This window comes from Mesobacillus foraminis, assembly GCF_004340465.1.
Lineage (GTDB): Bacteria > Bacillota > Bacilli > Bacillales > Cytobacillaceae > Mesobacillus_B > Mesobacillus_B foraminis.
Window position 1 is genome coordinate 103937 of sequence record NZ_SLVV01000006.1, and the last position, 24091, is coordinate 128027.

The 24091-nt window shown below is 41.6% G+C and carries 32 protein-coding genes and 1 pseudogene; 17 read left to right on the plus strand and 16 right to left on the minus strand.

All coding sequences use genetic code 11. The features are described 5' to 3' along the window. Nucleotides 1-127: 127 nt before the first annotated feature. Complete coding sequence (locus EV146_RS11680) at nt 128-574, minus strand: cupredoxin domain-containing protein (protein ID WP_132006136.1); 447 nt, start codon at nt 572-574, stop codon at nt 128-130. A 180-nt stretch (nt 575-754) separates the two neighbouring features. Between EV146_RS11680 and EV146_RS11685 the strand changes: the two genes are divergently transcribed. Both EV146_RS11685 and EV146_RS11690 read left to right on the plus strand, forming a co-directional pair. Continuing rightward, nucleotides 755-1951 (plus strand): DHH family phosphoesterase, encoded by a 1197-nt coding sequence (locus EV146_RS11685; protein ID WP_132006139.1) that lies wholly within the window; start codon nt 755-757, stop codon nt 1949-1951. 109 nt (nt 1952-2060) lie between these two features. Beyond that, nucleotides 2061-3242: a D-alanyl-D-alanine carboxypeptidase family protein gene (locus tag EV146_RS11690; protein WP_158287077.1), complete on the plus strand. Its 1182-nt coding sequence runs from the start codon at nt 2061-2063 to the stop codon at nt 3240-3242. A gap of 13 nt (nt 3243-3255) precedes the next feature. On the opposite strand, the gene modB is transcribed toward EV146_RS11690, so the two are convergent. The 3 genes from modB to EV146_RS11705 form a co-directional block, all read right to left on the minus strand. Further along, entirely contained in the window at nt 3256-3909 is a 654-nt protein-coding gene (gene modB / locus EV146_RS11695; RefSeq protein ID WP_132006145.1) for a molybdate ABC transporter permease subunit, read from the minus strand. Nucleotides 3910-3915: 6 nt separating this feature from the next. Next, a complete protein-coding gene (gene modA / locus EV146_RS11700) occupies nt 3916-4698 on the minus strand; it encodes a molybdate ABC transporter substrate-binding protein (protein ID WP_132006148.1) in 783 nt (260 codons plus the stop codon). Nucleotides 4699-4791: 93 nt separating this feature from the next. After that, complete coding sequence (locus EV146_RS11705; protein WP_132006151.1) at nt 4792-5037, minus strand: YkuS family protein; 246 nt, start codon at nt 5035-5037, stop codon at nt 4792-4794. Between the two features lie 111 nt (nt 5038-5148). Here EV146_RS11705 and EV146_RS11710 point away from each other — a divergent pair, with 111 nt between their 5' ends. Further along, nucleotides 5149-5280, plus strand: coding sequence for a YuzL family protein (locus tag EV146_RS11710; RefSeq protein ID WP_121612219.1), 132 nt, complete (start codon nt 5149-5151; stop codon nt 5278-5280). 33 nt (nt 5281-5313) lie between these two features. On the opposite strand, the gene EV146_RS11715 is transcribed toward EV146_RS11710, so the two are convergent. After that, the gene (locus EV146_RS11715; RefSeq protein WP_121613979.1) at nt 5314-6930 is read right to left on the minus strand and encodes an ABC-F family ATP-binding cassette domain-containing protein; all 1617 of its coding nucleotides are present in this window, start codon (nt 6928-6930) and stop codon (nt 5314-5316) included. A 274-nt stretch (nt 6931-7204) separates the two neighbouring features. On the opposite strand from EV146_RS11715, the gene EV146_RS28155 reads away from it, so the two are divergent. Next, nucleotides 7205-7339, plus strand: coding sequence for a hypothetical protein (locus tag EV146_RS28155; protein WP_257535514.1), 135 nt, complete (start codon nt 7205-7207; stop codon nt 7337-7339). 127 nt (nt 7340-7466) lie between these two features. On the opposite strand, the gene EV146_RS11720 is transcribed toward EV146_RS28155, so the two are convergent. After that, nucleotides 7467-8066 (minus strand): SCO family protein, encoded by a 600-nt coding sequence (locus EV146_RS11720; protein WP_132006154.1) that lies wholly within the window; start codon nt 8064-8066, stop codon nt 7467-7469. A 291-nt stretch (nt 8067-8357) separates the two neighbouring features. On the opposite strand from EV146_RS11720, the gene EV146_RS11725 reads away from it, so the two are divergent. Further along, on the plus strand, nt 8358-9203 hold the full coding sequence (locus EV146_RS11725; RefSeq protein ID WP_132006157.1) for a formate/nitrite transporter family protein: 846 nt from the start codon (nt 8358-8360) through the stop codon (nt 9201-9203). A 49-nt stretch (nt 9204-9252) separates the two neighbouring features. Here the strand turns inward: EV146_RS11725 and EV146_RS11730 are convergent, their stop codons facing one another. Next, nucleotides 9253-9423 carry a XapX domain-containing protein gene (locus EV146_RS11730; RefSeq protein ID WP_121612221.1) on the minus strand — a complete coding sequence of 57 codons (171 nt, stop codon included), beginning with the start codon at nt 9421-9423 and terminating at the stop codon, nt 9253-9255. Nucleotides 9424-9753: 330 nt separating this feature from the next. Here EV146_RS11730 and EV146_RS11735 point away from each other — a divergent pair, with 330 nt between their 5' ends. From EV146_RS11735 to EV146_RS27555, 3 genes are all read left to right on the plus strand, one after another. Then, nucleotides 9754-9963 carry a YozQ family protein gene (locus EV146_RS11735; protein ID WP_132006160.1) on the plus strand — a complete coding sequence of 70 codons (210 nt, stop codon included), beginning with the start codon at nt 9754-9756 and terminating at the stop codon, nt 9961-9963. 142 nt (nt 9964-10105) lie between these two features. Then, the gene (locus EV146_RS11740; protein WP_121612223.1) at nt 10106-10618 is read left to right on the plus strand and encodes a DUF3231 family protein; all 513 of its coding nucleotides are present in this window, start codon (nt 10106-10108) and stop codon (nt 10616-10618) included. A 15-nt stretch (nt 10619-10633) separates the two neighbouring features. Continuing rightward, nucleotides 10634-10798, plus strand: coding sequence for a hypothetical protein (locus EV146_RS27555; protein ID WP_162990240.1), 165 nt, complete (start codon nt 10634-10636; stop codon nt 10796-10798). 52 nt (nt 10799-10850) lie between these two features. Here EV146_RS27555 and EV146_RS27000 read toward each other — a convergent pair whose 3' ends face one another. From EV146_RS27000 to yhfH, 4 genes are all read right to left on the minus strand, one after another. Next, nucleotides 10851-10988, minus strand: coding sequence for a hypothetical protein (locus EV146_RS27000; RefSeq protein ID WP_158287078.1), 138 nt, complete (start codon nt 10986-10988; stop codon nt 10851-10853). Nucleotides 10989-11070: 82 nt separating this feature from the next. Continuing rightward, entirely contained in the window at nt 11071-11328 is a 258-nt protein-coding gene (locus tag EV146_RS11745; protein WP_181215873.1) for a transcriptional regulator SplA domain-containing protein, read from the minus strand. A gap of 26 nt (nt 11329-11354) precedes the next feature. Further along, a complete protein-coding gene (locus EV146_RS11750) occupies nt 11355-11540 on the minus strand; it encodes a hypothetical protein (protein WP_132006165.1) in 186 nt (61 codons plus the stop codon). A gap of 250 nt (nt 11541-11790) precedes the next feature. Continuing rightward, nucleotides 11791-11925 carry a protein YhfH gene (yhfH, locus tag EV146_RS11755; RefSeq protein WP_132006168.1) on the minus strand — a complete coding sequence of 45 codons (135 nt, stop codon included), beginning with the start codon at nt 11923-11925 and terminating at the stop codon, nt 11791-11793. 263 nt (nt 11926-12188) lie between these two features. Between yhfH and EV146_RS11760 the strand changes: the two genes are divergently transcribed. After that, nucleotides 12189-14351, plus strand: a complete 2163-nt coding sequence (locus EV146_RS11760) for a PAS domain S-box protein (protein WP_132006171.1) — start codon at nt 12189-12191, stop codon at nt 14349-14351. A gap of 325 nt (nt 14352-14676) precedes the next feature. After that, nucleotides 14677-15558 carry a LysM peptidoglycan-binding and 3D domain-containing protein gene (locus EV146_RS11765; protein ID WP_132006174.1) on the plus strand — a complete coding sequence of 294 codons (882 nt, stop codon included), beginning with the start codon at nt 14677-14679 and terminating at the stop codon, nt 15556-15558. 120 nt (nt 15559-15678) lie between these two features. Here EV146_RS11765 and EV146_RS11770 read toward each other — a convergent pair whose 3' ends face one another. After that, complete coding sequence (locus EV146_RS11770) at nt 15679-16365, minus strand: hypothetical protein (RefSeq protein ID WP_132006177.1); 687 nt, start codon at nt 16363-16365, stop codon at nt 15679-15681. 158 nt (nt 16366-16523) lie between these two features. Here EV146_RS11770 and EV146_RS11775 point away from each other — a divergent pair, with 158 nt between their 5' ends. The 4 genes and pseudogenes from EV146_RS11775 to EV146_RS11790 all read left to right on the plus strand — a co-directional run. Next, nucleotides 16524-17288: a TraR/DksA C4-type zinc finger protein gene (locus tag EV146_RS11775; protein WP_132006180.1), complete on the plus strand. Its 765-nt coding sequence runs from the start codon at nt 16524-16526 to the stop codon at nt 17286-17288. Nucleotides 17289-17632: 344 nt separating this feature from the next. Further along, a complete protein-coding gene (locus EV146_RS11780) occupies nt 17633-18493 on the plus strand; it encodes a YihY/virulence factor BrkB family protein (protein WP_132006183.1) in 861 nt (286 codons plus the stop codon). A gap of 96 nt (nt 18494-18589) precedes the next feature. Beyond that, nucleotides 18590-18796 (plus strand): hypothetical protein, encoded by a 207-nt coding sequence (locus tag EV146_RS27005; RefSeq protein WP_181215864.1) that lies wholly within the window; start codon nt 18590-18592, stop codon nt 18794-18796. A 112-nt stretch (nt 18797-18908) separates the two neighbouring features. Next, nucleotides 18909-19144: pseudogene (locus EV146_RS11790) on the plus strand (transposase); the annotation flags it as partial. Between the two features lie 94 nt (nt 19145-19238). Here the strand turns inward: EV146_RS11790 and EV146_RS11795 are convergent. The 3 genes from EV146_RS11795 to EV146_RS11805 form a co-directional block, all read right to left on the minus strand. After that, nucleotides 19239-21401, minus strand: a complete 2163-nt coding sequence (locus EV146_RS11795; protein WP_132006186.1) for an MMPL family transporter — start codon at nt 21399-21401, stop codon at nt 19239-19241. Nucleotides 21402-21547: 146 nt separating this feature from the next. Next, nucleotides 21548-21799, minus strand: a complete 252-nt coding sequence (locus tag EV146_RS11800) for a sigma-G-dependent sporulation-specific acid-soluble spore protein CsgA (protein WP_121612232.1) — start codon at nt 21797-21799, stop codon at nt 21548-21550. After that, complete coding sequence (locus tag EV146_RS11805; protein WP_121612233.1) at nt 21799-22008, minus strand: hypothetical protein; 210 nt, start codon at nt 22006-22008, stop codon at nt 21799-21801. The genes EV146_RS11800 and EV146_RS11805 overlap by 1 nt, the downstream gene beginning before the upstream one ends. Before the next feature lie 112 nt (nt 22009-22120). Between EV146_RS11805 and EV146_RS11810 the strand changes: the two genes are divergently transcribed. From EV146_RS11810 to EV146_RS11820, 3 genes are all read left to right on the plus strand, one after another. Further along, nucleotides 22121-22567: a ferritin-like domain-containing protein gene (locus EV146_RS11810; protein WP_132006189.1), complete on the plus strand. Its 447-nt coding sequence runs from the start codon at nt 22121-22123 to the stop codon at nt 22565-22567. Nucleotides 22568-22788: 221 nt separating this feature from the next. Then, complete coding sequence (locus tag EV146_RS11815; RefSeq protein ID WP_121612235.1) at nt 22789-22983, plus strand: hypothetical protein; 195 nt, start codon at nt 22789-22791, stop codon at nt 22981-22983. Nucleotides 22984-23380: 397 nt separating this feature from the next. Continuing rightward, complete coding sequence (locus EV146_RS11820) at nt 23381-23608, plus strand: hypothetical protein (protein WP_121612236.1); 228 nt, start codon at nt 23381-23383, stop codon at nt 23606-23608. Nucleotides 23609-23893: 285 nt separating this feature from the next. Here the strand turns inward: EV146_RS11820 and EV146_RS27010 are convergent, their stop codons facing one another. Continuing rightward, nucleotides 23894-24046 carry a hypothetical protein gene (locus EV146_RS27010; protein ID WP_158287080.1) on the minus strand — a complete coding sequence of 51 codons (153 nt, stop codon included), beginning with the start codon at nt 24044-24046 and terminating at the stop codon, nt 23894-23896. Between the last annotated feature and the right edge of the window lie 45 nt (nt 24047-24091).

Genomic DNA, 24091 nt, shown 5'->3' on the forward strand with positions numbered 1-24091 from the left:
GTAAATCCAGTATAACAAACAAGGTTTGCAGTGTTCCTACATGGTTATGAATGTTTTGTGAATACCTGAGAGGGGAAAAGGTTTTCGCACAAAAAAAACAGGAGAATGGTCTCCTGTCCTGCACGCTTTATTCGACAAAGATATAAGCAATCATCGGGCCATTGCTGTCCTTGTCAGGATGGGTCAAACAGATCAGCCTATATACCCCTTCTTTATTGAACTGAAGCGGGACAGCGGTTTCCTCCCCTTGCTTAACACTTCCTTTAATGTCTGTGCCCTCAATCATGAAAGGATGCTCCATTCCATTGACTCCATAGATTTTGAGGCTGACTTTCTCTCCCTTTTTAAGCACAATGGCTCCAGGATCCCAGCGGTAGGATTCAATCTTGCGGCCATCCTTGGTTGTCGCTTTAAATTCCCCTGTTACCAGGTGGATTTCCCGTGCTGTGTCTCCCTGAGCTGGACTAGTTACTGTTTCGGCATCCGGTGTCTGGAGCAGCCAATAGGAGGCAGCAGCAGCCAGGAACAGCACTGTCAAAAATAGGTATTGTTTTTTAATAACTAAAAAATGCATTTCATCTCCTCCTGACACATTTCTTTGGTCTATCATATGCGCATTGCAAGGGTAAACTTGTCTACATTTTAAAAAAACATCGCAGAAAGAACTCTGAACAATGGATCCGTTACAGTATAGAAACAAGGTGAACCTGCACACTAAAAAAGCAGGCTTAAAATTGATTGGAGGGATGGGTACATGTTTTATTTGTTTACACATAATGACCTCGATGGGGTTGGCTGCGGAATTCTTGCAAGACTGGCATATGGCAATAAGGCAGAAATTAAATACAATTCAGTTGGCGGGCTTGAGCATCAGCTCGAGCGTTTTCTGGAGAGAGCAGCCGAAAGGGCAGGGGATGAAGATTTTCTATGCATAACTGACCTTTCGGTGGGAAAGGAGATGGCCAATAAACTAACCGAATATGAGTCCGAAGGAAAACAGCTTCAACTTATTGACCATCATAAAACAGCGCTGTATTTGAATGAGTTTAGCTGGGGGGAGGTAACAGTTAGCGATAAAGAAGGGCGGTTAGCTTCCGCAACCTCACTCTTCTATGAATACCTTTTAAAGAGGGACCTGCTTCAGGATTCCGGTGGAGTTGGGGAGTTTGTAGAATTAGTCAGGCAATATGATACTTGGGAATGGGATCAAAACAATAATCAGAAGGCAAAGCAGCTTAATGATCTGTTTTTTTTAGTCTCAATCGAAGAGTTTGAAAAAAGGATGGTCGAAAGGCTTGCACAATCCAGTGCTTTTGAGTTTGACGATTTTGAGAGCAGGCTGCTTCAGATGGAGGCCGAGAAGATTGAACGATACATAAGGAGGAAGGGGCGGGAAATTATCCAAACCTTTATTGGGAATTATTGTACAGGAATTGTCCATGCTGAATCCTATCATTCTGAGCTGGGGAATGAATTAGGCAAGGAGCATTCTCATCTTGATTATATTGCTATTTTAAACCTTGGAGGAAAGAAAATCAGTTATCGAACCATTCATGATAATATCGATGTTTCTGCGATTGCTGGAAAGTTCGGGGGCGGTGGCCATGCGAAGGCGTCCGGAAGTCCAATGGATAAGGAGGCCTTTCGCGTTTATATTGAAGAGGTCTTCGCCATGGATCCAATCAGGCCTGATGCCTCAAGGAATCTCTATAATATTAAGGAATCAGGTATAGGGACCTTATATGAAACCAGGCAAGGGGAAACTTTCTTTATCTATTTACATTCTGGCGGTACGTGGAGAGCCGAAAGGAACGGATCCGATATGGGACATGAATTCAGCAGCTTTATTGAAGCGGAACGGCATCTCAAAAGAAAATTCAGTGCTTATCTGGCCAGGGATGAAGCATTCGTAAATTACCTGGCAAGGCATTACGTTTCTGGTAAAAAATAGGACAGGTTAATAACTTTTTCATTTTTGTTACATTTCGACAAAACTCCTGCAATTTCGACATCTATTTGATAAACTCAAAAGGGAACTTATATAAATGGATGTGTTTTATATGAAAAGACTAGTATTGCTTGTTTGTACTACGCTCCTTTTTTTCTTACAGGGAAACCAGGAGGCTTCGGCACAAGGAACAGCTGATCCCGATATTAACAGCAAGGCGGCTGTCCTGATGGATTCAAAATCAGGTGCAGTTTTATTTACTAAGAACGGCGACAAAAAAATGTATCCTGCCAGTCTTACGAAAATGGCAACTGCAATCTATGCCATTGAACATGGGAATCTGGACGATACTGTGACAGTTGGTGAAAACGCTTTAAAGGTTGAGGGCACCCGTGTATACCTAAATGAAGGGGAGAAGGTGCCATTAAAAAAACTTCTCCAGGGGATGCTCATCAATTCGGGGAATGATGCTGCTGTTGCCATTGCGGAACATTTGGATGGCAGTCTAAAACAGTTCTCTGACAGCCTTAATCAGTATTTAAAAGACGAGCTGCACACGAAAAATACCCATTTTGTCAACCCCCATGGTTTATTTTCAAAGGATCACTATACAACTGCAAATGATCTTGGGCTGATATTAAATCATGCCATGCAAAACAGGGAATTTAAGGAGATTTTTTCAACCAAGGAACTTCCCTGGAAGGGTGAGGCCTGGGATACTACTATATACAGCCATCATCGCATGGTTAAAGGGGAAGTACCCTATAAATGGGTAACAGGCGGGAAAACCGGGTTTGTCGACCAATCAAAGCAGACTCTCGCAACGACGGCATCCAATGGGAAAATCGATTTAACGGCAATTGTCCTAAAAAACGACTTCAAAAGAGAAATTTATAAAGATACGATTAAGCTCCTTGATTTTGGATTTGCCCATTATCAAACTGTCCCACTCGCTCATACTGAGGTTTTTATTCATGCTGGGAAGTCTTTTAGGCCTGTTGAAGATGTATATGTAACCCAGCCTCTGAAAGAGGGCATGAGAAAAGTTGACTCTTCGGGTTTGCTGTCCATTCGGAACAGCAGCGGGGAAACCGTGCAGGAGCTGCAGCTAGAGGAAATCGTAAATGAACATCAAATTGAGCCGGCTCAAGAGATTTCAGAGACAGCCGATGAGAGTGGTCTTTTGCAAGGGAATCCGCTTTTCATCACCGTTGTAGTCTTTGCTGCAATGGCAGTCTGGACGCTTAACAGGAATCTGCGCCGTTCCAGAAGAAAAAGGCACCCATTGAGATAAAGGGTGCCTTTTCCTATTTCAGCCATCTTGTGGCAAGCAGCATAAGAAAGGATATGAGAACCATTACTGCTGCCCATAGCCAGGCCAGATTCATAAAGCCTGATTCAAAAGCCACGTAGATAGCGGTTGGAATAGTCTGGGTCTTTCCCGGAAGGTTTCCTGCAAACATGAGGGTAGCTCCGAATTCCCCGAGTGCCCGGGCAAAGCTTAAAATAACACCAGCAGCAAGCGCTTTTGCCGACAGCGGGAGAGTAATATAAATAAAAACGAGCCATTCGCCGGCTCCGTCTACACGCGCAGCTTCTTCGGCAGCTCTATCAACTGAAAGAAACCCGGATTTTGCCGACTGATACATTAACGGGAAAGCAACGACAGCTGAAGCGATCACCGCTGCGGGCCAGGTAAACATCACTGGCTGACCTAGAAATGCTTCGATGGCAGCACCAAGAGGACTGTTCCTTCCAAATAAAATGATCAATAAAAGGCCAATTACGGTAGGAGGAAGGACTAACGGGAGAAGCAGAAAGGTCTCAACAAGAATTTTGCCTTTAAATTGGCTTCCCGCCATTCCTTTTGCGATAAGGATGCCAAAGAAAACCACAAACAGGAGCGCGACGCTTGCTGTTTGAAGTGACAGGATGATCGGGTCAAAAAAGTTCTGATTCATTTCATATCAATCCAATATCGTAAATCCGTAGTTTTTAAATATTTGCAATGCAGCTTTTGTTTTAAGAAATTCATAGAATTCTATAGCCTGTTTTTTGTTTGGTGTACTTTTTAGCACACCGACTGGGTAAACAATCGGGTCATGGAGAGCAGGGTCGGCTAAAGATATAACTTTAACTTTATCAGAACCTTTTGCATCTGTCACATAGACTATGCCCGCATCTGTGTTATTGGTTTCAACATAAGAAAGCACTTGTCTGACATCCTTTGCCGGTATAAGTTTTTCCGCTATTTTTTGATCTATGTTCAGGCCCTTGAGAACTTGCAGGCTGTATTGTCCTGCCGGTACGGTTTCAGGGATTCCAATCGCTACTCTGGCAATCTGGCCAGAATCCAGGTCCCTAAAATTGCCCAAGGGCATTTTTGATTGTTTGGGTACAATCAATGCTAGTTCGTTCCCGATTAAATTAGTGTTGTATGCTGGCAGGATAAGTTTTTCCTTGACAAGCCTGTAAAATGGAGTTTTTGCTGCTGAAAAAAACAAATCAACAGGGGCTCCCTGGATGATTTGCTGCTGAAGTGACCCCGAACTTCCGAAGTTTAAATGCAGGTTAATATCCGGGTTTTGTTTCTCATAAATGTTTTCAATCTCCATGAGTGCCTGACTCAGGCTTGCAGCAGCGGATATTGTCAGTTCGATGCTCTTACTTGTTTGTTCCGTATTTTGAGAACAGCCGCCCAATAAGATGAATGCAGCCAGGGCAGCTGTCAGGAGCAATTTCCTTTTCATATGTGATTCATCCTTGTTTCCTAAAATCAATTTGCTCCTTCATTATAGCGAAGAAACAATAAAAAAACTGCCTTTTTGAGGCAGTTTTCCTGTTTATTTCCCAAACCTTTGTTCAACCTGGCGACAAACTTCATCTGCAGAGAGGCCATTTGCCTCAATAACAGACCCCTGGGTAACAGTGTCCTGCATACCCATGATATTTGAATCAATTCCGCTAATAATGCAGCAGTCACAGCCTTGTGCATCGTTTTCCTGTTTTAGGTCTACGACATCATACCCTTTTTCACGAAGCGCCTCTGAAATATTTGTAAGAGATTGCTCCACTCCAACTCTTGCCATATGTAACACCTCCTCCAAGTCTAATTTTTCCACGCAAGGGTGGAATTATTCGTCCGTGTCCTTTGTATAAATTCCATTCAAACAACTAAAAGTAAGCGGGGAGGTGTGTATATGTCTAAGCGCAAGCATGATCCATCCACAATTGGCTTAAATTCTCCCCAGGTAGAGGGGCAGGGGACAACCAACCGTGAAACAGGCAGCTTTAAAGCTTCTTCAGCCCGCAATAAGCAGAAAAAACAATAGAACAAAAAAGCCCGGGTATGCCCGGGCTTTTGGTTAATACATAGAAGCAACCTGCTGCTGTATTTCCTGGTTTTCAATATATTCATCATAAGTCATTTGCTTATCGACAAGACCAGATGGTGTAATTTCGAAAATCCTGTTAGCAATGGTTTCAACAAACTGGTGGTCATGGGAGGAGAAGATCAGCGATCCCTTGTAATTAATCAATCCATTATTCAAGGCGGTGATCGATTCCAAATCCAGATGGTTCGTTGGTTCGTCCAGTAATAAAATATTTGAGCCGGACAGCATCATTTTGGAAAGCATGCATCGAACCTTTTCCCCACCGGAGAGCACGCTTGCTTTTTTCAGTACTTCATCACCCGAGAAAAGCATTCTTCCAAGGAACCCGCGAAGAAAGCTCTCGCTGTCATCTTTTGGGGAGAATTGGCGGAGCCAGTCGACAAGAGTCAGGTCCGATCCCTCGAAATACTCGCTGTTATCCTTAGGGAAGTAAGCCTGGGAGGTTGTAACGCCCCATTTAAAGCTGCCGCTGTCAGGTTCCATTTCGCCCATGAGAATTTTAAAGAGGGTTGTTTTTGCTAGTTCATTTTTTCCCACAAGTGCAATTTTATCATCTTTATTCATAATGAAAGAAATATTATCAAGAACCTTTACTCCGTCGATGGTCTTTGTTAATCCCTCAACGCGCAGCAAGTCATTTCCTATTTCACGTTCAATCCCGAAATTGACATATGGGTATCGGCGTGAAGAAGGCCTAATATCATCAAGAGAAATCTTATCAAGAAGCTTCTTCCTTGATGTAGCTTGTTTTGATTTAGATGCATTCGCGCTGAAGCGTGCGATAAAGGCTTGCAATTCTTTTATTTTCTCTTCTTTTTTCCGGTTTGCGTCCTGGGCCATTTTTGTAGCCAGCTGGCTGGATTCATACCAGAAATCATAGTTCCCGACGTAGATTTGGATCTTGCTGTAATCCAGATCCGCAATATGAGTACATACCTTGTTCAGGAAGTGACGGTCGTGGGAAACAACTATGACTGTGTTCTCAAAATTGATCAGGAATTCTTCAAGCCATTGAATAGCTTTAATGTCAAGGTGGTTGGTCGGCTCGTCGAGGAGAAGTACATCAGGTTTCCCAAACAATGCCTGGGCAAGGAGTACTTTAACTTTTTGCCCGCCGTCCAGATCGGCCATCTTTTTATTATGCAGATCTTCTCCGATACCCAGTCCTTTTAGAAGAATCGAAGCTTCCGAATCAGCTTCCCACCCATTTAATTCAGCGAATTCACCTTCAAGCTCTGCAGCTTTCATGCCATCCTCGTCTGTAAAATCTGCCTTCATGTATATGGCGTCTTTTTCCTCCATAATTTGATAAAGCCTGCTGTGTCCCATGATGACAACCTTGATCACTTCTACATCTTCATATTCAAAGTGATTTTGCTTCAGCACAGTAAGTCGTTCTCCAGGCGTTAATGAAACATTGCCTGACTGGGGCTCAATTTCGCCAGACAGGATTTTAAGGAAAGTGGACTTACCGGCACCATTGGCTCCAATTAATCCGTAGCAGTTGCCAGGGGTAAATTTAATATTAACATCTTCAAACAGCTTTCGGTCACCGTACCGCAAGCCAACATTATTAACTGTAATCATGAATTTCCTCCAAATAAAATAATCCCAAAAATTATACCACATCCCGAGCTCCATCGCGAATTCTTTACTAATGTTTTCCAAAAATGGGTTAATCAAAAAAAAACAGGGAATAGTCTTAGCAAGGAAAGTGGGAAGAAACAGTCAATAAAAATGCAGACTGCTAAAAAGAAGATCATTATAATATTTTTTTCAATTTTTTTGCTCATCTTCACACATTTTTCAATTATATAAGGTAAAATAGTAGTATAAACAGGTCCTAAAAGGAGATTATAAGATGGCTAAACAGCAGCTGGTCGATTTTGTGAACCGTTTGAAAGAATCAGGGATAAAAGTCAGCTTTACCAAGCCAAGGTCACAGTTCTTCTCCCTGGAGCAAACCAAAAAGCATCCCACTGTCAATTCACATTAAACAAGCGCCTGTGCCATGTTCAGCCCTGTCACGGGCCGGGCATGGCGCAAAGGGACAGTAAAAGCAGAACATAACAAAGTACATACATAAAAGCGGCGGGGCAATGCCCTGCCGCTTATTGACATTGTTAAATTTCCTTCATGATCTTTTTAAAGACCTCATCTTTATTAAATTCCTCGCCCATGGGAAACTTTTTGATGTATTTATTGTTTTCGTCAATCAAGTAAGTAAAGGCAGTATGAACAAAGAAGCCGTTTCCAGGATCACGGTATTGGAATTGAAAGGTTTCGGCAACTTCCCGTATTTTAATTTGTTCCTCTTTCATATTATCCGGGTTCCCAGTAATCATAAGCCAGTTTCCGTCATTTTTTATCTCAAAGGTAGTCATGTATTCCTTCATCACTTCCGGTGTATCACGATATGGATCAATAGTAACCGTTATAAATTGAACCTTGTCCCCGAAAACTCCTTCCTTTTCAAGATCTCTCTGTAGGAGCAGCATTTTTTGGGTAGTAGTTGGACAAATATCTGGACAGTGTGTATAGACAAATTCAACAAGTTTTATTTTTTTATTATTCTCACCAAAAGTGAAGTCTTCCTTATCCTGTGTCATCAGTGTGATATTGTCCGGTATTTGGGCATTTGCATCCCGGATCAGGAAAAAAGAGATTCCTGATGCGATTCCGATAAATAACAATATTCCACAAATGATGTATATCCTTTTCATTTTTGCATCCCCCCTTAATAACATATAGGAGAAACAGTTTTAATCATATGGATATATTGTGACAAATCTTTCCCGATGCGTATCTTCGTTTACTGCTCGACGATTGTTTTTTCACGATGCAAGTTATATGAAATATTCAAAATGGCAAGCGTGCAAATTCTCTCAATATGTAATCGCTTTAAAAAACGTCATATTTCGTTCATTAAGGATTGTGCCCAAGAGCAAGATTTAGAGATATTATTGGATTATAAAAGTATGTGAAACATATCACAAATAAGGCAGGGGTAAAAAATGAGTTCTGAGCCATATCAATTAGCGATTGATTCTGCAATGAAAAAAAGGTCTGTTCTTCAATCCTCATTCACAAGATATATACTAAAGGCAGGACTTGCAGGAGTGTATATTGGATTTGGAATAATGGTTTCGTACAGACTGGGCGAAGCTTTTTACGATGTTCATTCGCCGGCCACATACCTTATTAGCTCCATCTTTTTCGGTCTCGCACTGATCTTAATTATTTTTGGCGGGGCTGAGCTGTTTACAGGAAATACGATGATCTTTGTCATGAGTACACTTGGTAAAAAAACAACCATTAAAGACACACTGTCAAATTGGGCAGCTTGCTACTCAGGTAACCTGCTGGGCGCCCTGTTTTTTGCAGTCTTTATTTCCTTTACAGGACTTTTAGGATCTCCGGAGAAATCCCAATTCATCATGGAGGCTGCAAGTATTAAAATGACAACTTCTTCCTTTCAGCTTTTTTTCAGAGCGATTCTTTGTAATTGGCTGGTCTGCCTGGCAGCATATTGGATTCCGTTCCATGTGAAGGGGGATGGGGCGAAAATCGGAGTTATGATGCTGCTCGTTTTTGCTTTTGTTGCATCAGGTTTTGAACACAGCATTGCCAACATGGCATTGTTTTTAATGGCACTCCTGGTTCCCCATCCGGAAACCGTGAATCTTATTGGAATGGTGCATAACCTGATTCCAGTGACTATTGGCAATATCATCGGCGGAGGCTTTTTTGTTGGATGTCTGTATTCCTATCTGGCATCTCGGCCAGTAAAGGATCCATTAGCAATAGCAAATGTTTCCTCCACCAAAAAGTATAAACAAAAGGCTACCACTCACATCTAAATTAAGGAACCAGTTTGTGCAGCAGTACGCTGCTCAAACTGGTTCTTTTTCAGCTTTTAAACATATTCAATATCCATTCAGCAGCCAATCCGCCTAAATAAATGCCGACAATCCCAAGGACTCCGGATAATACGGGTGGAGCGGGGATGGGGAGCTTTAGAAATTTGAATAAGACTCCTACCACCAATCCGGCAAGCAAAGCCAAAATCACCTCTCGCATTAGAACCCCCCTGTCCATTCATAATTTGCCTGTAAATAAAGTATTAGTTGAATGTAATCACGACCCGTAAATGTCCCTCTGGTAAGCAAACTGTTTTTTGAAAAGCTGATAAAAGTTTGCCTCATTTAGAGCTTTTTTATTATGTGCACACTGCAGCTGGATTATTGCCGCTCTGGCCTTTTTAAAGTACAAAGAGGCTTCAGGCATTGTTGCCATGATGTTTCGTAAAGGTTCTATTGACTGTTTCAATATAAATTCAAAAGAAATTCCTTGTATGGTTTAACTGCTCTTGAAGGAAATTAAGCATAGAGTCAGAAAGGAGTGAGTAATGTGGATAAAAATTTAAATAAAGACAATTTGAAGCTTGCGGGAAGACAATATCATACAGACGATTATAACAGGCAAGATGAACTATCCTCGGGCCTTGCTAAGACTCATGAACAGGTCAGTGATGCCTACATGGAAGGGGAAATACTGGCAACCATCGATAATACCGATGAGGGGAAAGATATTGAGATCCCGCGTAAAGGATATGAATAAAACCTTTGACACCTTCATTTTTTGAAGGTGTTTTTGCCGATTGTCTTTCATTCCCTGATATGAAAATGCAGGGAACGTGCAAAATAAAAGGGCCACTATCCAATGGAGGGGCAATGCCATGTACCGAATAAGGAGGATGTTAATGGGTATTCTGAATGGAAATCCTAAAGAAGAACCAATGCATTATGGAGAAGTTTATTCAACCTGGATGCACTTGACCGCTGCAAAAGCTTTTGTCGCCGGGTACGAAACCCTTCTTAACCATACGGGTGATGAAGACCTGAGGAAATTGATAAAAGACATTCTTGAAGACGGGACGAAACAGGAGATAGCAGAAATTGAGGGGCTCCTGAAAGAAAATGGTGTAGCTATGCCACCGACCCCACCAGAGCGGCCAGATGCCTGCCTGGAAAATATACCTCCTGGAGCGAGGTTTAATGACCCTGAGATTGCCAACAAGCTTGGGGGTGATCTTGCTGCTTCGCTAATTAGCTGCAGTACGGTTATGGGCCAATGTATTCGGGAGGACATTGCCATGATGTACGCACAATTTCACACGAGAACAGCCCAGTTTGCAGCGAAGAATCTTAAGCTGTTAAAAGAGAAGGGATGGCTTATCCCTCCGCCGCTTCACATTGACAAATCGGATTGTTAGAAGGGGGATACCGTAATGTCAGATAAAGGCGAATTTCAAAGCCATGAGGAACAATACCATATGCCAAAAGCACTTAAACAAAAAAGGGATTCTGCTTATCGCGTAGGTTACACGTCCACCACCGGCAATGAAACCGGAGGACATTCAGAGCCAGGAAAGCGCTCGGATCTGGAACAATAAAAAGGGGCTGTCCTGCGACAGCCCTTTACCTATTAAATGCTGAATTGAAGTTCTACAAGGATAACGGGTAAAGCTTTCCGCGCGTAACAGAACGTGCAGGGACCAAAGTTCCGTTCTTTTTTAGTAGGATGAATCCACCTTCAAGTGCATAGCCAATTACTAATTTTGAAGATGCTGATAGAGCTTTCATTCGCTTTTCAGTCCCTCCTGTTTAATAATTGCCTGCATTCTATCTTTAACCGCCCTGCCAATGTTTGAAACCTCTAAATCAATTATGAAAAATATTGTTCGGGCTCATCCTGGCTGTAGACATTATCGTAGGCTTGTTTGGCTGCGTCTTCACTGGCAAAAAGGGCATCATCATCTTCTATTACGTGAAACGTTTCGTTTAAAAATAATGCCAGAGCCCCCGGATCTTTTGGGTGTGCAACAATCTCTGCCGCCTTGATATTCGCTACTGTTGGAACGTGGGGATTTCGGTAAATGACGAATACTTCATCCCCTTGTTTGATTTTGCCTGGGTCCAGCATATCCACTAGATTTCCCCCTTTATTTGCTATTGATTCTCATTCTGCTGGTGTATTTCATTGCCTGATAGGATAATGTTCGCTGTTTCAATATTGCGATGCTCGTCGATTGAGTCTCCCGGAATCTTCCCTGCATTTGGAGACATTCCACCGTAAGTGCTGGGTGGGGCGTTTTTCTTGATTGGGGTATCAACCTGGCTTTTTTGTTCCTTCACAATAACAACTCCTTTTCTTATAACTTTTACGGAGAGACAGGACCTTATACGAAAGTGGAAAGGTAAATTGTTCCTGATCAATTAAAGTTCCATTTCCAATAGGCGGGTGCATTGTGGATTTTTAGCAAAACGTAAATGGTGAAGCATACATGCATGGTGGCGAATCATTTGTTAATGTCATGGTTCGGCCGGCTTTCCAGGATGTTACCAAAAAATCTCCCGAGGAAGGGAGACTTTTGGTTTTGGCCGGCTACTCTTCTTTTTTTGATAAACACCTGTCGCATTCCATTAAATAGGATTCAGCTTGCTCCTCAACACCTTCTCCACATTCAGGACATACCTTCTTTGGCAAACTTCTAAAAAACTCCAATGGACTCATCAACATTTTCTCCACCCCTTCTATAGTACAATTTTAATAAGTAATACCTGTTATAGTACAGTATAAGCTATAAGGCTTGTTTTGTGTACCCCCCCTTTTTTGGAATTATAAAAAAACTCATAAATTTAACTTTTCTTGAAGGGAGAAAGGGAATTTGTCAATATCCTTATGTGACAATTTTATTACAGAACCAATAAATAGTACTTTCCTTCTTTGTACGAATACCGTACAATCAATATTGATACTGATAATGGGGATGATGCGGCATAATGGAAAACTTCAATTTATCATTTAACCCTGTCATATTTCTAGTAGCAATCATATTGACAATTATGTCTTCATATACAGCCTTAGATTTATTCTCAATCGTAAAATCCTCTGATAAAAGTAGGAGGTTTTTATTTATTGGTGTTATCTTCTCATTTGGAATTGGCATTTGGGTGATGAACTTTTTTGGAATGCTTGCTTTAAATATGACCGGGTCTATTTCTTATCAAATTCCAATGAACCTTCTTTCTATTATGTTAGGAATCACCTTTACTGGAATGGCCTTTTATACACTGGCAAATAAAAAGCTGCAAGTACAGCATCTATATATAAGCAGTTTTTTCATGACACTCGCCGTTTTGGCTGTGCATATGATCGCCATGTTCTCGATGAACATGGGCTTCCGTTACCAGCCATTAGTCACAGCGGCTGCACTGATTTTGATATACTGTTCATTTTTCTTTTCGTTCTGGATTCTTTACTATTCAAAAAATTTTTCTCAATCAAGTCATGTATGGTTAAAACCTTTAACTTCACTGGTTGTTACCGGGGCTATAGTCGAGGGTCATTTGCTGCTTACAAGGGCTGCTTCTTTGTATCAACTGGAAAATTCGGACATTCAGCAGGTTACGGTACCTGAATCCTTGATTAGTTATCTTATCCTCTTTGTTGCAGTCATTATCCTTGGCGGCTTGATTTCCTCCAGTGCACTGGTGAGCAGACGTTTAGAACAGACTGATACAAACTTAAACGATATTACGGATGCTTTAAATATATCTTCAATTGTTGCGATAACCGATCCAAAAGGAAATATCACATATGTAAATGAAAAATTTGTAGAGATCTCTCAGTATGCAGAGGGTGAATTACTCGGACAAAACCACTCGATTTTGAATTCCGGGTACCACTCAACGGAATTTTTCAAGGAAATGTGGAGGACAATCGGGTCAGGGAGAACATGGAAAGGCGAAATACGAAACCGAGCAAAGGATGGATCTTTTTACTGGGTCGATACTACGATTGTTCCGTTCCTCAATAAAAAAGGAAAGCCATATCAATATGTATCTATCCGGACAGATATTACAAACCGGAAAACGGCGGAAGCGAGTTTGAAAAACAGTCTGAGGGAAGTCAGCGACTATAAATTTGCGATCGACCAGGCAGCAATTGTTGCTTTTACTGATGAGAAGGGGATCATTAAAAGTGTAAATGACAAGTTTGTGGAAATTTCAGGCTATTCCCGTGAGGAATTGATCGGCAGTGACCACAGACTGTTAAACTCGGGATTCCATTCAAAGGAATTTTTTAAAAACCTCTGGAGGACGATTGGAAGCGGGAAAGTATGGAAAGGAGAAGTCCGCAACAAAGCAAAGGATGGATCTTTTTACTGGGTTTCTACCACAATCGTTCCGTTTCTCAATGAGAATGGCAAGCCGTATCAATATCTCGCGATGAGAAGCGATATTACAGAACGGAAACAGACCGAGGAACTGTTGCACCGCCAGGATAAGCTTGCTGCAGTTGGGCAGCTGGCGGCTGGGGTAGCGCATGAAATCCGCAATCCCTTAACCTCCATGAAAGGCTATGCTGAGTTTCTTCAGCTGGATGAGGAAGATCCTCAGCGCAGAGAATTCCTTGATATTATCTTAGATGAAATCAATCGCGTTAATAATATTGTGGAGGAATTCATGGTACTGGCTAAGCCCAAAACCGTTGAACTTGAGGAAAAGAATATTGTTCCAATCCTCCGGAACATTGTTTCCCTGCTTGAATTTGAAGCGCGCAAACGGCGTGTCAAACTTCATTTTAATGCAAACAATGACATTGTCCAAATTGAGTGCGATGAGAACCGTCTTAAACAGGTATTCCTGAATTTTATCAAGAATGGGATTGAAGCGATGCCAGATGGCGGTGACTTGTACGTAAGTGCAGAAGTAGAAAACAACAATGTCGAGATTTCAATTAAGGATACGGGCGTCGGCATACCTCCGGAAAAGCTGCAAAAAATCGGTGAACCTTTCTATACCACGAAGAAGGAAGGGACCGGACTGGGCTTAATGGTGTCTTTTAAAATCATTGAAAGCCATAACGGAAAAGTATACATCGAAAGCGAGCAAAATAAAGGAACCACCTTTAGAATTCTCCTTCCGGCAAAAACAGCTTAAAGACGGGCATAAGCTCGTCTTTATTGTTTCCGTTATTAGGAAAAGATTTACTTTAGGAGGAAAATGAACGATTATTTTTAAAAGGATCAGTCATTTTTTAGGGAAGCAAACATTGAGTAGAGGTTATATAAAATCATAGTAAAATAACTTGAAGGGTGTTTTGGTTTTAATCTTAATTATTAACTGAATATTCAGTCTAAAAGAAATCCTATCGTTATATATCTGTTATTCTCGTAATCTATTTAATATCTCCCTGTTCTTTTTCTCAGCAAATTCTATGTTACGATTATCTACGTTGAGAAAACGAGCCGAGGGAGGCAAACAAATGAGGAAAACATTATTATCATTGATTGCTGCAGCGGCAATTTCCGGAGCTGCCGGCGTCAATGCGCAGGCAGAAGAAATCGTCGTACATAAGGGAGACACACTTTGGAAGCTTTCTAAGGAGTACGGGGTTTCAGTAGATTCAATTAAAAAATGGAATAATTTATCAAGTGATGTGATTCATCCAAATGATTCTCTGGAAATATCACCTGTTAAGCATCTCCTTGTAAGTAAAGGAGATTCACTCTGGAATATTGCCAAGGTCTATGGGGTTTCTGTTGAAGATTTGATGAAATGGAACAAGCTTTCATCAGATGTCATCCACCCTGGTTTGGATTTGGTCATCTACACTGATCGTTCAGACAATAATTCTGTACAAGCCGCAAGTGCAAACGTACAGGAAGAAAATAAGGTATTGGGTACTGATTCTCAAGCGCAGGCAAAACCTGCAGCCAAACCTCAAGCAGAGGCGAAACCACAAGTAGTGGCCAAACCTCAAGCAGAGGCGAAACCACAAGTAGTGGCCAAACCTCAAGCAGAGGCGAAACCTCAAGCTAGCAATCCAGCTCCTGCTGCTGACACTGCATCAGATTCGAAAGAAATCACTGTATCTGCTACGGCGTACACAGCCGATTGTAAAGGCTGTTCAGGAACAACTGCCACAGGAGTTGACCTGAAAGCAAATCCGAATCAGAAGGTTATTGCAGTTGATCCTTCTGTCATCCCATTAGGGACCAAAGTTCATGTACAGGGCTATGGATACGCAACGGCCTCCGATACAGGCGGAGCAATCAAAGGAAACAAAATTGATGTCTTTATTCCTAATCAAAGTGATGCAATTGAATGGGGAAGAAAGCAAGTTAAAGTTACAATCATTGACTAATTAATTAAATTGATGGCATAAGGCTGTCTCCATTTCAGGAGGCAGCTTATTTTTTATGTTTACCTACTTCCTTCCCCTTTACGATGGGAATAAACTGGAAAATATGACCTGAATCAAGGATTACATAATATTTTTCTTGTTATCCAGACTGTCAAAGTTCATGTCCGGTTTATTCTTTGGTTTTATAATTAAACTAAGGATAAAACTGGCAAGCTTTTTAAATTGATCGTCTAATTTTTCAGAGAGGTGAGAGGCTCTTTCAAACATGACGGATGTAAGATGTTCAAGTTTTCTGTCCGTTTTGCTATTGGCAGCGGCAAGATCGTCAAAACGATCCATTAAGGTGGTATGATAAACATCCTGTAAGTCAAATTGCCTGTCAATTGCATCTTTCATTTTTTCCTGCTTCTTCAGCTGGTCGAAGAGTGCCGCAGAGGTTTGGTCATACTCCTGCAATTTTCTGTTTATATTCTGTAAAAGTGTTTCCTGAAAGGCGATTTGATTCAGCAGCCCTTTGATACAAACATCATTGTTTTCAGCTGATTTCGTGGCCGAGTCAGCCAATGTGTTTAAGCTGTATACCATAGATTCCTGTATATCTCTTTGATTGATAAGCTCCCGGACATAAGCCTCGTTATGTGCAGCTGATTTTGAAGCAGAATCTGCAAGTTGCCTGTTTAGCTCCCGCTGTTCGTCCATAATGGTTTTTAAGTAATTTTCGTGGAAAATGTACTGGTTGTTTTCAAAATTTTTAATATGTTTCTTTTGGAAAATTCCCGGGGTTTTGCGATTGACATATAAGCCCACTGCTGATTCCTCCTTATTTGTTTCTTATATGGTATGAACGGTTCGTAAAAATGGACCAGTATCCCATTTATACGATTGAGGAAGGAGTTTTTCCATTCATGAAATATTAATTTTGCTTCATACTAATAAAAACCGCCTATAGAAAGGAGCAGGTGATTATGCTAACTAATGGGCAACTGGAATCTTTAAAGAGTCAATTGCTTAAGTCAAGGCAGGAGCTGGAAGAACACGGGAAGAATAATGACCATTTTGATCTGGAGAGGGGCCATTTCCATGAATCGATGGGGGAATTATCGAGTTATGACAACCATCCTGCCGATGAAGGAACAGAGCTATATGAACGTGAAAAAGATGTTGCGCTGCACCAGCATTATGAATATCAGCTTGAAAACATTGGCAAGGCACTTAAGGCCATTGAGAAGGGGAATTATGGAAAATGCGAAGTTTGTGGCAAAGACATCCCTTATGAACGTCTCGAGGCGATTCCTGAAACGACTTTTTGCGTCGAACATACACCAGACCAGACCATCTCAACAAACCGGCCGATTGAAGAGGGTGTTTTAATGCCTCCGTTTGGGAAGTTTGATATGGATATTCAGGATGAAACAGAGGCTTATGATGCTGAAGATTCCTGGCAGGATGTAGCAAGCTACGGGACCTCGGAAACCCCGTCTGATTTTTACTATCCTCCTGACCACTACAATGATATGTACACTGAGTCGGAGGAAAACACAGGATATGTTGAGGATTATGAAAACTTCATTGGCACCGACATTGAAGGAAAAGAAATTACCGTGTATCCGAATCTGCAGCATGAAAAGTATGAAAATGAACTTGATGAAGAGGGCATTATGACTACATTCGGCGATCTGCCGGCATTCGAGCATGACCCTTATGTTGAGGAAGATAAAGATAAAGAATAGGGATTACCAGATTAGAACAGCCGCAAATTCTTGCAGCTGTTTTTTTATTTTGAAGCAGCTGTTACAGATTTACCTGAAGTATAAATCGTTATCAGAACAGCAGGGGGCCGAGTTGGAACAGAGATTTTAGAGGTTGATATTAACTGAACAACCAGGACAGAGGTGTATGGTCTTGTATAAAAATTTAGCAAACCCATACTCGTTGTGCTATCACAGCGCGTGGATCTGAAGCAACGCGGCTTTTTTCTCGATCCCATAGCGGAAACTTTTAGCAAAGAGATTAGTATATCGGAAAGACGGGAAAAGGAGGGGAAACAAGCTTGTTAAAAAATGAGGTGGAGAAGATGAAAGAAAAAATGTTACTGTACGGCAAAAAAATCTTTAAGGAGATAAAGAAAGACAGGGCAACAGGGCTTGCTGCCCAGCAAGCATATTATTATATGCTTGCGCTTTTTCCGATGATGATTCTATTGGTTGCAATTGTACCGTATCTGAATATCCAGCCGGAAAAAGCGGTGAATTTTGTCAATACTGTCATGCCGCCGGAAACTGCCCAAATCTTTAAGGATAATATCTTAAATATTATCAGCCAGCGGAATGGCGGGCTTTTAACATTTGGGATCATCGGTACCATCTGGTCAGCTTCAAACGGAATGAACGCCTTTATGAAGGCGATGAATGATGCCTTTGACGTAAAAGAGACACGATCCTTCATCAAGTCTCGATTGATTTCCATTCTCTTGACCCTTGGACTCATCCTGGCATTTGTTGTGGCCTTGCTGCTTCCGGTATTTGGAAGGGTACTGCTTGATCTGGTTCAGTCCATTATTCCTGTCCCGGCTAAATTTGAACTTATTATTCGAGTAATGCGCTGGGTTGTTGCGATCGTCGTCATGGTTGGCGTACTGTCCTTGCTCTATCGAATTGCACCAAACAAGCATTATCCCTGGAAGCATGTGATCCCGGGAGCCATATTCGCAACAGTCATCTGGCAGCTGATTTCTCTTGGTTTCTCCTTTTATGTCAGCAACTTCGGGAACTACTCGGCAACATACGGCAGCCTAGGAGGCGTTATTGTCTTGATGCTCTGGCTGTTCCTGACAGGTTTGGCACTCGTAATCGGCGGTGAAATCAATGCTGTTTATCATCGGGAGAAAATGGGGGAAGGAAACAGTGTACAGGATGAACGTTTGGCTTCTTCCTAAAACAAAGAAAAGGATGATTTCATTATCCTATCAGACTGTAGACAAACTCGATGAAAATTGGGCTTGTCTATAGTCCTTTTTTGCATTGGAGTATACATGGGGCTGTTGATTTCCATTCCAGGCGCTTCGCTTTCCGCCGGGCTGGCGCTGAGCCTTCTCGTCGCAAGCTCCTGCGGGGTCTCAGCTGTCCAGCTGATCCCGCAGGAGTCTGCGCGCCTTCCACTCCAATCAACAGGGCTTCTAACCTTTATGTGGAAATATAACGAAGTCTATTTTAAAATAAACACAACTACATTTGAGTGATATAGATGCTTTCGAAAAACAATCATATCCAACGAGATCAATTAGAGATGGTCGCTTTAGACCAACTTGTTCCGCAGGACCATTTGGTTCGAAATATCAAAAGGTGTCACTCCATAGATGGCAAGGGTATGTGGATGAAGTGGACCACCTAGGCATAAACGAGAAGTAAAAGACATTTATTCGAAACGGAAAGAAACCATTGAGCGAATATTCGCAGATGCAAAAGAAAAGCATTGAATGCGATGGACAATCCTTAGGGGACTTAAAAAGTTGTCGATGCAGGCGATGCTTACTTTCGCTGCCTTGAATCTGAAAAAGATGGCCAATTGGACATGGAAGGTCCGATAATGATCTGCCCTAAAGTGAAAACTCAATAAATAAAGGGGTTCGGAATAAGAGCATTCCGAACCCCTTTTGTCGACAAATTGAAAGGATGATTTCATCATCCTTTTTCTTTTGCCTTCATTTTCTTTTCTAACCCAAAAAACCACCAATTCCAATCTCCCAGCAACTTCATCAATGCCGGCACTAAAATCATCCTGACAATACTGGCGTCTATAAATATGGCTAAAGCAATCCCGACTCCTAATTGTTTTACTGGCATGACACCTGTAAAAGCAAATGCCCCTGTAATCACAATCATAATCGCTGCAGCTGAAGAAATGATCTTACTTGTGGAAATCAGCCCGGTCAATGTCGCGTAATCGTTATTTTGAGTATCCTGATAGTATTCATGGATGCGGGAAATCAAAAACACTTCATAATCCATTGAGAGTCCGAACACAAGGCTGAATACGAATACAGGCAGGATCAGGGCGATGGAAACAGGATCGGAAATCAGATGGCCTTCCTGGAAAATCCACACCACAATTCCAAAAGTAGCGCAAAGGCTTAGTACGTTCATCAATATTGCTTTTACAGGAATTAAGACCGACCGAAATGCAACCATTAAGATCATAAAGGTCGAAATCAGGATTAAGGCTAGCCCCTGGGGTGTTTTCTCGTAGATTTCGTCAAATATTTCCTGTTCGAATTTTGCGGTGCCCCCAAGATAGACTTTTGCCGGAAAGTCTTCTTCCGCCCATGTCCGGACCCAAGCCTGCTTCTCGCCAGAAGATAAATCATCTTTCAGATAGACATTGGCAAGCATTTTGTTGCCTGAAACATACGCTTCAGTTGCCTTTCTCAGCGGACTTTCCTGCTGGGAGAGAGCCGCCAGGAGGGAATCGGTCTCCTCAATCCCCGATGCAGAAAATAAGGATTTGACCGAATGCACCTGATCATCATTCTCTATCTCTTTAAGGATGGATTCCGCATCCTCCAGGGAGCTTTTTTCAAGTACATCCTTCTTTGTTTCAATCACCACAACAACCTTATTCTCCTCTGCTTCCTCCTCGGCAAAGAATTCTTGTTGATAGACGTCATATGCTTTTCTTGATTCATAAGAGGTCGGGAGAGCATCAATGCCTGGCACAGTAAGCTCCATATCCTTAACAGGGAGGAGTGCGGTAATTAGTAAAACGAGTGCGAGCAGTGACATGGCTGCAGGCCGCTTCATGACAAAATGGGCAAATTTGCTCCAGATCCCGTCTTTATTACGGTTCGCTTTAAGGATTGGAAGGGAATGGATCTTTGGGCCGAGGACGCTTAACAGGGCAGGAAGAAACGTAATGGCTGAAAGCGCGGAAACGAGGACAACGGTCATTCCCCCCAAGGCAACATTCTGGAATATGTCTATTTTAATAAACAAAAGGCCCATGAGACCGATAAAAACGCAGAGTCCTGAAAAAATGACAGACCTGCCTGCTGTTATCACCGTCACTTTGACGGCTTCCTGGGTCGATTTCTCCTTTATTTCTTCTTTAAATCGATTGATTAGCAGAAGGGCGAAATCAATGCTGAGTGCAAGGCCGATCATGGGAACAATATTCAGAATGAAAATGGTCAAGTCAAAGGAATAGCTGTAAAAATAGACAATTCCCATTGTTGTAAGAATGGACAAAACACCTACAAGCAGGGGAATTCCCGCGGCAGCTAATCCTCCAAAAGCAAATATTAGTACAATCAGAGCAATTGGCAAGCCAATCATTTCAGCTTTAGCGAGGTCCTCCTGGCTGGCCTGGTTTAAATCCTTAACGATCACAGGTTCGCCAGTGATTGAGACATCGATGCCTTCACTGTCTTTTAGCAAAGAACGAAGATTTGCCACATCATCTCCCATGTCCGCCGAATCTTTATCAAACGTTAACAAGCCGTAGGCCAACTTCTCCCTGAGCATTCCTTCCTGGTCAAAGGGGGTTATTATACCGTCGACTCCAGGAAGTTTCCCGGCAGAAGTGAGAGAATCCTCAATATAGGAGTGGAAATTTTCTTCACTAATATGTTCCTCTTTTTCAAATAAAACAATGATACTGGACCGAGGGTGATGAAAGTCTTTTTCGAGGAGGGTTTTTGTTTGATTATACTCACCGTCAAATTCAAATCCATTTCCGCTGAGAACTGTCGGAAGCTTTAAGGCAAAAAATCCAAATCCCAAAATGATGAATGTCCATAAAATGATGACAGCTTTTCTGTACTGATAGACAAAAAGACCTAATCTGTTCATAAAAAACCTCCATGACCCATTATAACCGTATCACCAATTATAGTATAAAATGTACGGAAGAATGAACAAATAACCATTTTTTTCATGAAACTAACAAAGGCTTCCAATAAAAAGCACAAGCCGGAAAGATTCCAGCTTGTGCTTTGTTAGAATAAAAGTTCGAACACTTCGTTGAGCTGACGGGCCCTTTGTTCATCCTGCTCGTTTTTGGCATACTCGATTTCCCATTGGAGAATCTTGTTTAGGTAGTCATTTTGTTCGAAGGTTAAATCACGGACCAAAGCTCCCTCGGAGGAGTAATTACCATTTTCAATCATATTCATGAGCGTTACGCTGACCGGGTCTTTTTCCGTATAGTTTGACAGGGTTTCCCTTAGATAAGCTAATGTTTTTTCCATTATTCTTTCCGCTCCTCAAAGTAATCCCGGAATCTTTCAGTGTCAGTCAGCTCAGTGTTTCGATAGTAGGGATTATCGACTGTTGAGTCCTTAGGGTCCAAATTGGTTTTAATGACAAGAGTTGGTTTTGGCGTGGCATTTGCGATTAGGCGGTCTTCCAATTCATCGAAGTCCGGCATCTTCTTGCTGCCTGGTCTTATTGGCTCCATTCCCAGCACCTCCTGATCTTAATTTGCCGTGTAACCCTTCAAAATATGTATAGGCTCTGAACATGCGGTTTCAACATAGGATAAAAAAACTAATAAAAGGGAGGCTAGAGGTGTGTATCCGTATTATGACTACCGTATGCAATACAGGCAAAACGAAAAGCTGGTCAGAGACCTGCAGAGGGCAATAAATGGTGAATACAGCGCCGTACAATGCTATGAGAGACTGGCCATTTTAGCGAAGTCTGCACAGGAAAAAAAGCAGATCCAGGAGATCAGGCAGGATGAAGCAAGGCATTTACGGGAATTTTCCCAATTTTATCGGCAGCTGACTGGAAGACAGCCGACACCGAAACTGAGTGAAGAATGTCCGGAAAACTATCGAAGAGGGCTTGAATTTGCCTTTAGAGATGAACAGGAAACGGTTGATTTTTACCTGGATATCGCTGAAGAGAGCCAGGACCCGGCAATACAGAGGGCTTTTCGCAGAGCAGCAGCAGACGAGCAGCAACATGCCGTCTGGTTTTTGTACTATCTTACGGGGCAGGGGAGGCAGTCCTAGAGTGGACTGCATAGAAGAAGCTATTTGATAGGTCACCTAAGACTTGCTGACCTGTTTTTTTCTTTTTAAGATAAACCTGCATCATTCATTCACATAAAAAGAATTTGTATGATAAAATAAAAGAATGTTGACAGGGGTAGGAATATAGCGAAATCTATCGAACGACTATCACTAAGATAGTGACTTGCTAGCAAGTGCTGCGCAGAGAGGTGACAGATCAAATGGCTGATAATGGAAGAATCCAGCTGAATGTCAGAGTTACAAAAGAAACATCAGATAAATTAGATGAAATTGTTGAATATTATCAGGATAACACAAAGATTGGCAGAATATATAAAGGCGATGTCTTAACCGACATCATCGAAAAGTCATATGAAGTTATGCTAAAACAAAAAAAATCGAGAATCAGAATTTAATCTGGCTGTATATTTATGGATGTCTTAAATGGCATCCATTTTTATTTGCTGATTTAAAATTAAAGATTACGCTGCTTTGCAGAAAACAGGATGCCGGAGGGTTTCTGGATGCAATACGGCTCAAAAATAACCTGCAAGGATAAACTTGCCGTGAGTATCTTGTCCGTCAGCTCTCTTTAACTAACTGGATAAGGGCAGTTTAGTGGGAACGGAGTTATAACGTGTTTAAGTAAAATTATAAATTTAACATAAAAGTTAAAAAAGTTCCACCTTTTTTTAGTTTTTTCACAGAATTGATTAAAGATTTTGTCAGGAATTTGAACAATTTTTATTGCGTTGGATATATGAATGCGGTATCATTGCCTTAACAAATAATTGAAATTAGGGGCTGAATGAAATGGTTCGTATGTCTTTTGCTGGTATAGGTGGATTTATTCTCGTGTTTATTGAATCGTATATCGTTATGCAGCTAAAAGGCTATCATACCATTGAATTTGGCGGGATTTCTCCATTTATCAGTGTGTGGGCAATGAACTTCTTCCTGCTGTTCTCCATCCTTACTCAAGTTAAGAACTGGTATCTTGAAAAAGAAGAGACGCGTGAAGAAAGCTATGGAGAAAGATAACTTTAGTATCTAGAAAGGTTTCCCGGTAATGGGGAACCTTTTTTGCGTTTTATGGAGCGGAAGGCAGTATAGTAAAATTAGTGATCGACTGATTAAGGGTTTTTTATAGGGGGATTGTGAAATAAGTCCGCGAAGGGCAAGGGGCCAAGCAGGCTTTGGAGACCCGAAAGAGTTCCACAAGTTAAAAGAGCTTACCAGAATGGGAACTGAAATTGGTGGCTGCACTCAAAAAAAAACAGCTCCATAAGCAATAAATGGAACTGTCAATCAGTCAAATAAAAATGATTAGGCTTCGTTATCCTCTCTTTCACTATCTTCAGCAACCGCACGCAAGCCTTTGTAAAACAGCTCATCGCTGCAGACAAGACTGTGGTTTTCTTCATTCAAGTTTGTTGTATCTGCAGCCGATCCTTCTATTTTCTCCCGATGTTCGTTCAATGCAAACACTCCTTTCTTTTACAGGTACTTTTCCCTATAATGCCT

Excerpts from the sequence above, each read along its gene's own strand:
- EV146_RS11730 (WP_121612221.1), bottom strand. The coding sequence starts at position 9,423 with ATGCGAGAGGTGATTTTGGCTTTGCTTGCCGGATTGGTGGTAGGAGTC.
- EV146_RS11740 (WP_121612223.1), top strand. The coding sequence starts at position 10,106 with ATGGGTATTCTGAATGGAAATCCTAAAGAAGAACCAATGCATTATGGA.
- EV146_RS11690 (WP_158287077.1), top strand. The coding sequence starts at position 2,061 with ATGAAAAGACTAGTATTGCTTGTTTGTACTACGCTCCTTTTTTTCTTA.
- modA (WP_132006148.1), bottom strand. The coding sequence starts at position 4,698 with ATGAAAAGGAAATTGCTCCTGACAGCTGCCCTGGCTGCATTCATCTTA.
- EV146_RS11715 (WP_121613979.1), bottom strand. The coding sequence starts at position 6,930 with ATGATTACAGTTAATAATGTTGGCTTGCGGTACGGTGACCGAAAGCTG.
- EV146_RS11800 (WP_121612232.1), bottom strand. The coding sequence starts at position 21,799 with ATGGAAAAAACATTAGCTTATCTAAGGGAAACCCTGTCAAACTATACG.
- EV146_RS11680 (WP_132006136.1), bottom strand. The coding sequence starts at position 574 with ATGCATTTTTTAGTTATTAAAAAACAATACCTATTTTTGACAGTGCTG.
- EV146_RS11820 (WP_121612236.1), top strand. The coding sequence starts at position 23,381 with ATGGTTCGTATGTCTTTTGCTGGTATAGGTGGATTTATTCTCGTGTTT.
- EV146_RS27000 (WP_158287078.1), bottom strand. The coding sequence starts at position 10,988 with ATGAAAGCTCTATCAGCATCTTCAAAATTAGTAATTGGCTATGCACTT.
- EV146_RS28155 (WP_257535514.1), top strand. The coding sequence starts at position 7,205 with ATGGCTAAACAGCAGCTGGTCGATTTTGTGAACCGTTTGAAAGAATCA.
- EV146_RS11685 (WP_132006139.1), top strand. The coding sequence starts at position 755 with ATGTTTTATTTGTTTACACATAATGACCTCGATGGGGTTGGCTGCGGA.
- EV146_RS27555 (WP_162990240.1), top strand. The coding sequence starts at position 10,634 with ATGTCAGATAAAGGCGAATTTCAAAGCCATGAGGAACAATACCATATG.
- EV146_RS11725 (WP_132006157.1), top strand. The coding sequence starts at position 8,358 with ATGAGTTCTGAGCCATATCAATTAGCGATTGATTCTGCAATGAAAAAA.
- EV146_RS11710 (WP_121612219.1), top strand. The coding sequence starts at position 5,149 with ATGTCTAAGCGCAAGCATGATCCATCCACAATTGGCTTAAATTCTCCC.
- EV146_RS11760 (WP_132006171.1), top strand. The coding sequence starts at position 12,189 with ATGGAAAACTTCAATTTATCATTTAACCCTGTCATATTTCTAGTAGCA.
- EV146_RS11795 (WP_132006186.1), bottom strand. The coding sequence starts at position 21,401 with ATGAACAGATTAGGTCTTTTTGTCTATCAGTACAGAAAAGCTGTCATC.
- EV146_RS11765 (WP_132006174.1), top strand. The coding sequence starts at position 14,677 with ATGAGGAAAACATTATTATCATTGATTGCTGCAGCGGCAATTTCCGGA.
- EV146_RS11745 (WP_181215873.1), bottom strand. The coding sequence starts at position 11,328 with ATGCTGGACCCAGGCAAAATCAAACAAGGGGATGAAGTATTCGTCATT.
- EV146_RS11775 (WP_132006180.1), top strand. The coding sequence starts at position 16,524 with ATGCTAACTAATGGGCAACTGGAATCTTTAAAGAGTCAATTGCTTAAG.
- EV146_RS11780 (WP_132006183.1), top strand. The coding sequence starts at position 17,633 with ATGAAAGAAAAAATGTTACTGTACGGCAAAAAAATCTTTAAGGAGATA.
- EV146_RS11805 (WP_121612233.1), bottom strand. The coding sequence starts at position 22,008 with ATGGAGCCAATAAGACCAGGCAGCAAGAAGATGCCGGACTTCGATGAA.
- yhfH (WP_132006168.1), bottom strand. The coding sequence starts at position 11,925 with ATGTTGATGAGTCCATTGGAGTTTTTTAGAAGTTTGCCAAAGAAGGTA.
- EV146_RS11815 (WP_121612235.1), top strand. The coding sequence starts at position 22,789 with ATGGCTGATAATGGAAGAATCCAGCTGAATGTCAGAGTTACAAAAGAA.
- modB (WP_132006145.1), bottom strand. The coding sequence starts at position 3,909 with ATGAATCAGAACTTTTTTGACCCGATCATCCTGTCACTTCAAACAGCA.
- EV146_RS27005 (WP_181215864.1), top strand. The coding sequence starts at position 18,590 with ATGGGGCTGTTGATTTCCATTCCAGGCGCTTCGCTTTCCGCCGGGCTG.
- EV146_RS11705 (WP_132006151.1), bottom strand. The coding sequence starts at position 5,037 with ATGGCAAGAGTTGGAGTGGAGCAATCTCTTACAAATATTTCAGAGGCG.
- EV146_RS11720 (WP_132006154.1), bottom strand. The coding sequence starts at position 8,066 with ATGAAAAGGATATACATCATTTGTGGAATATTGTTATTTATCGGAATC.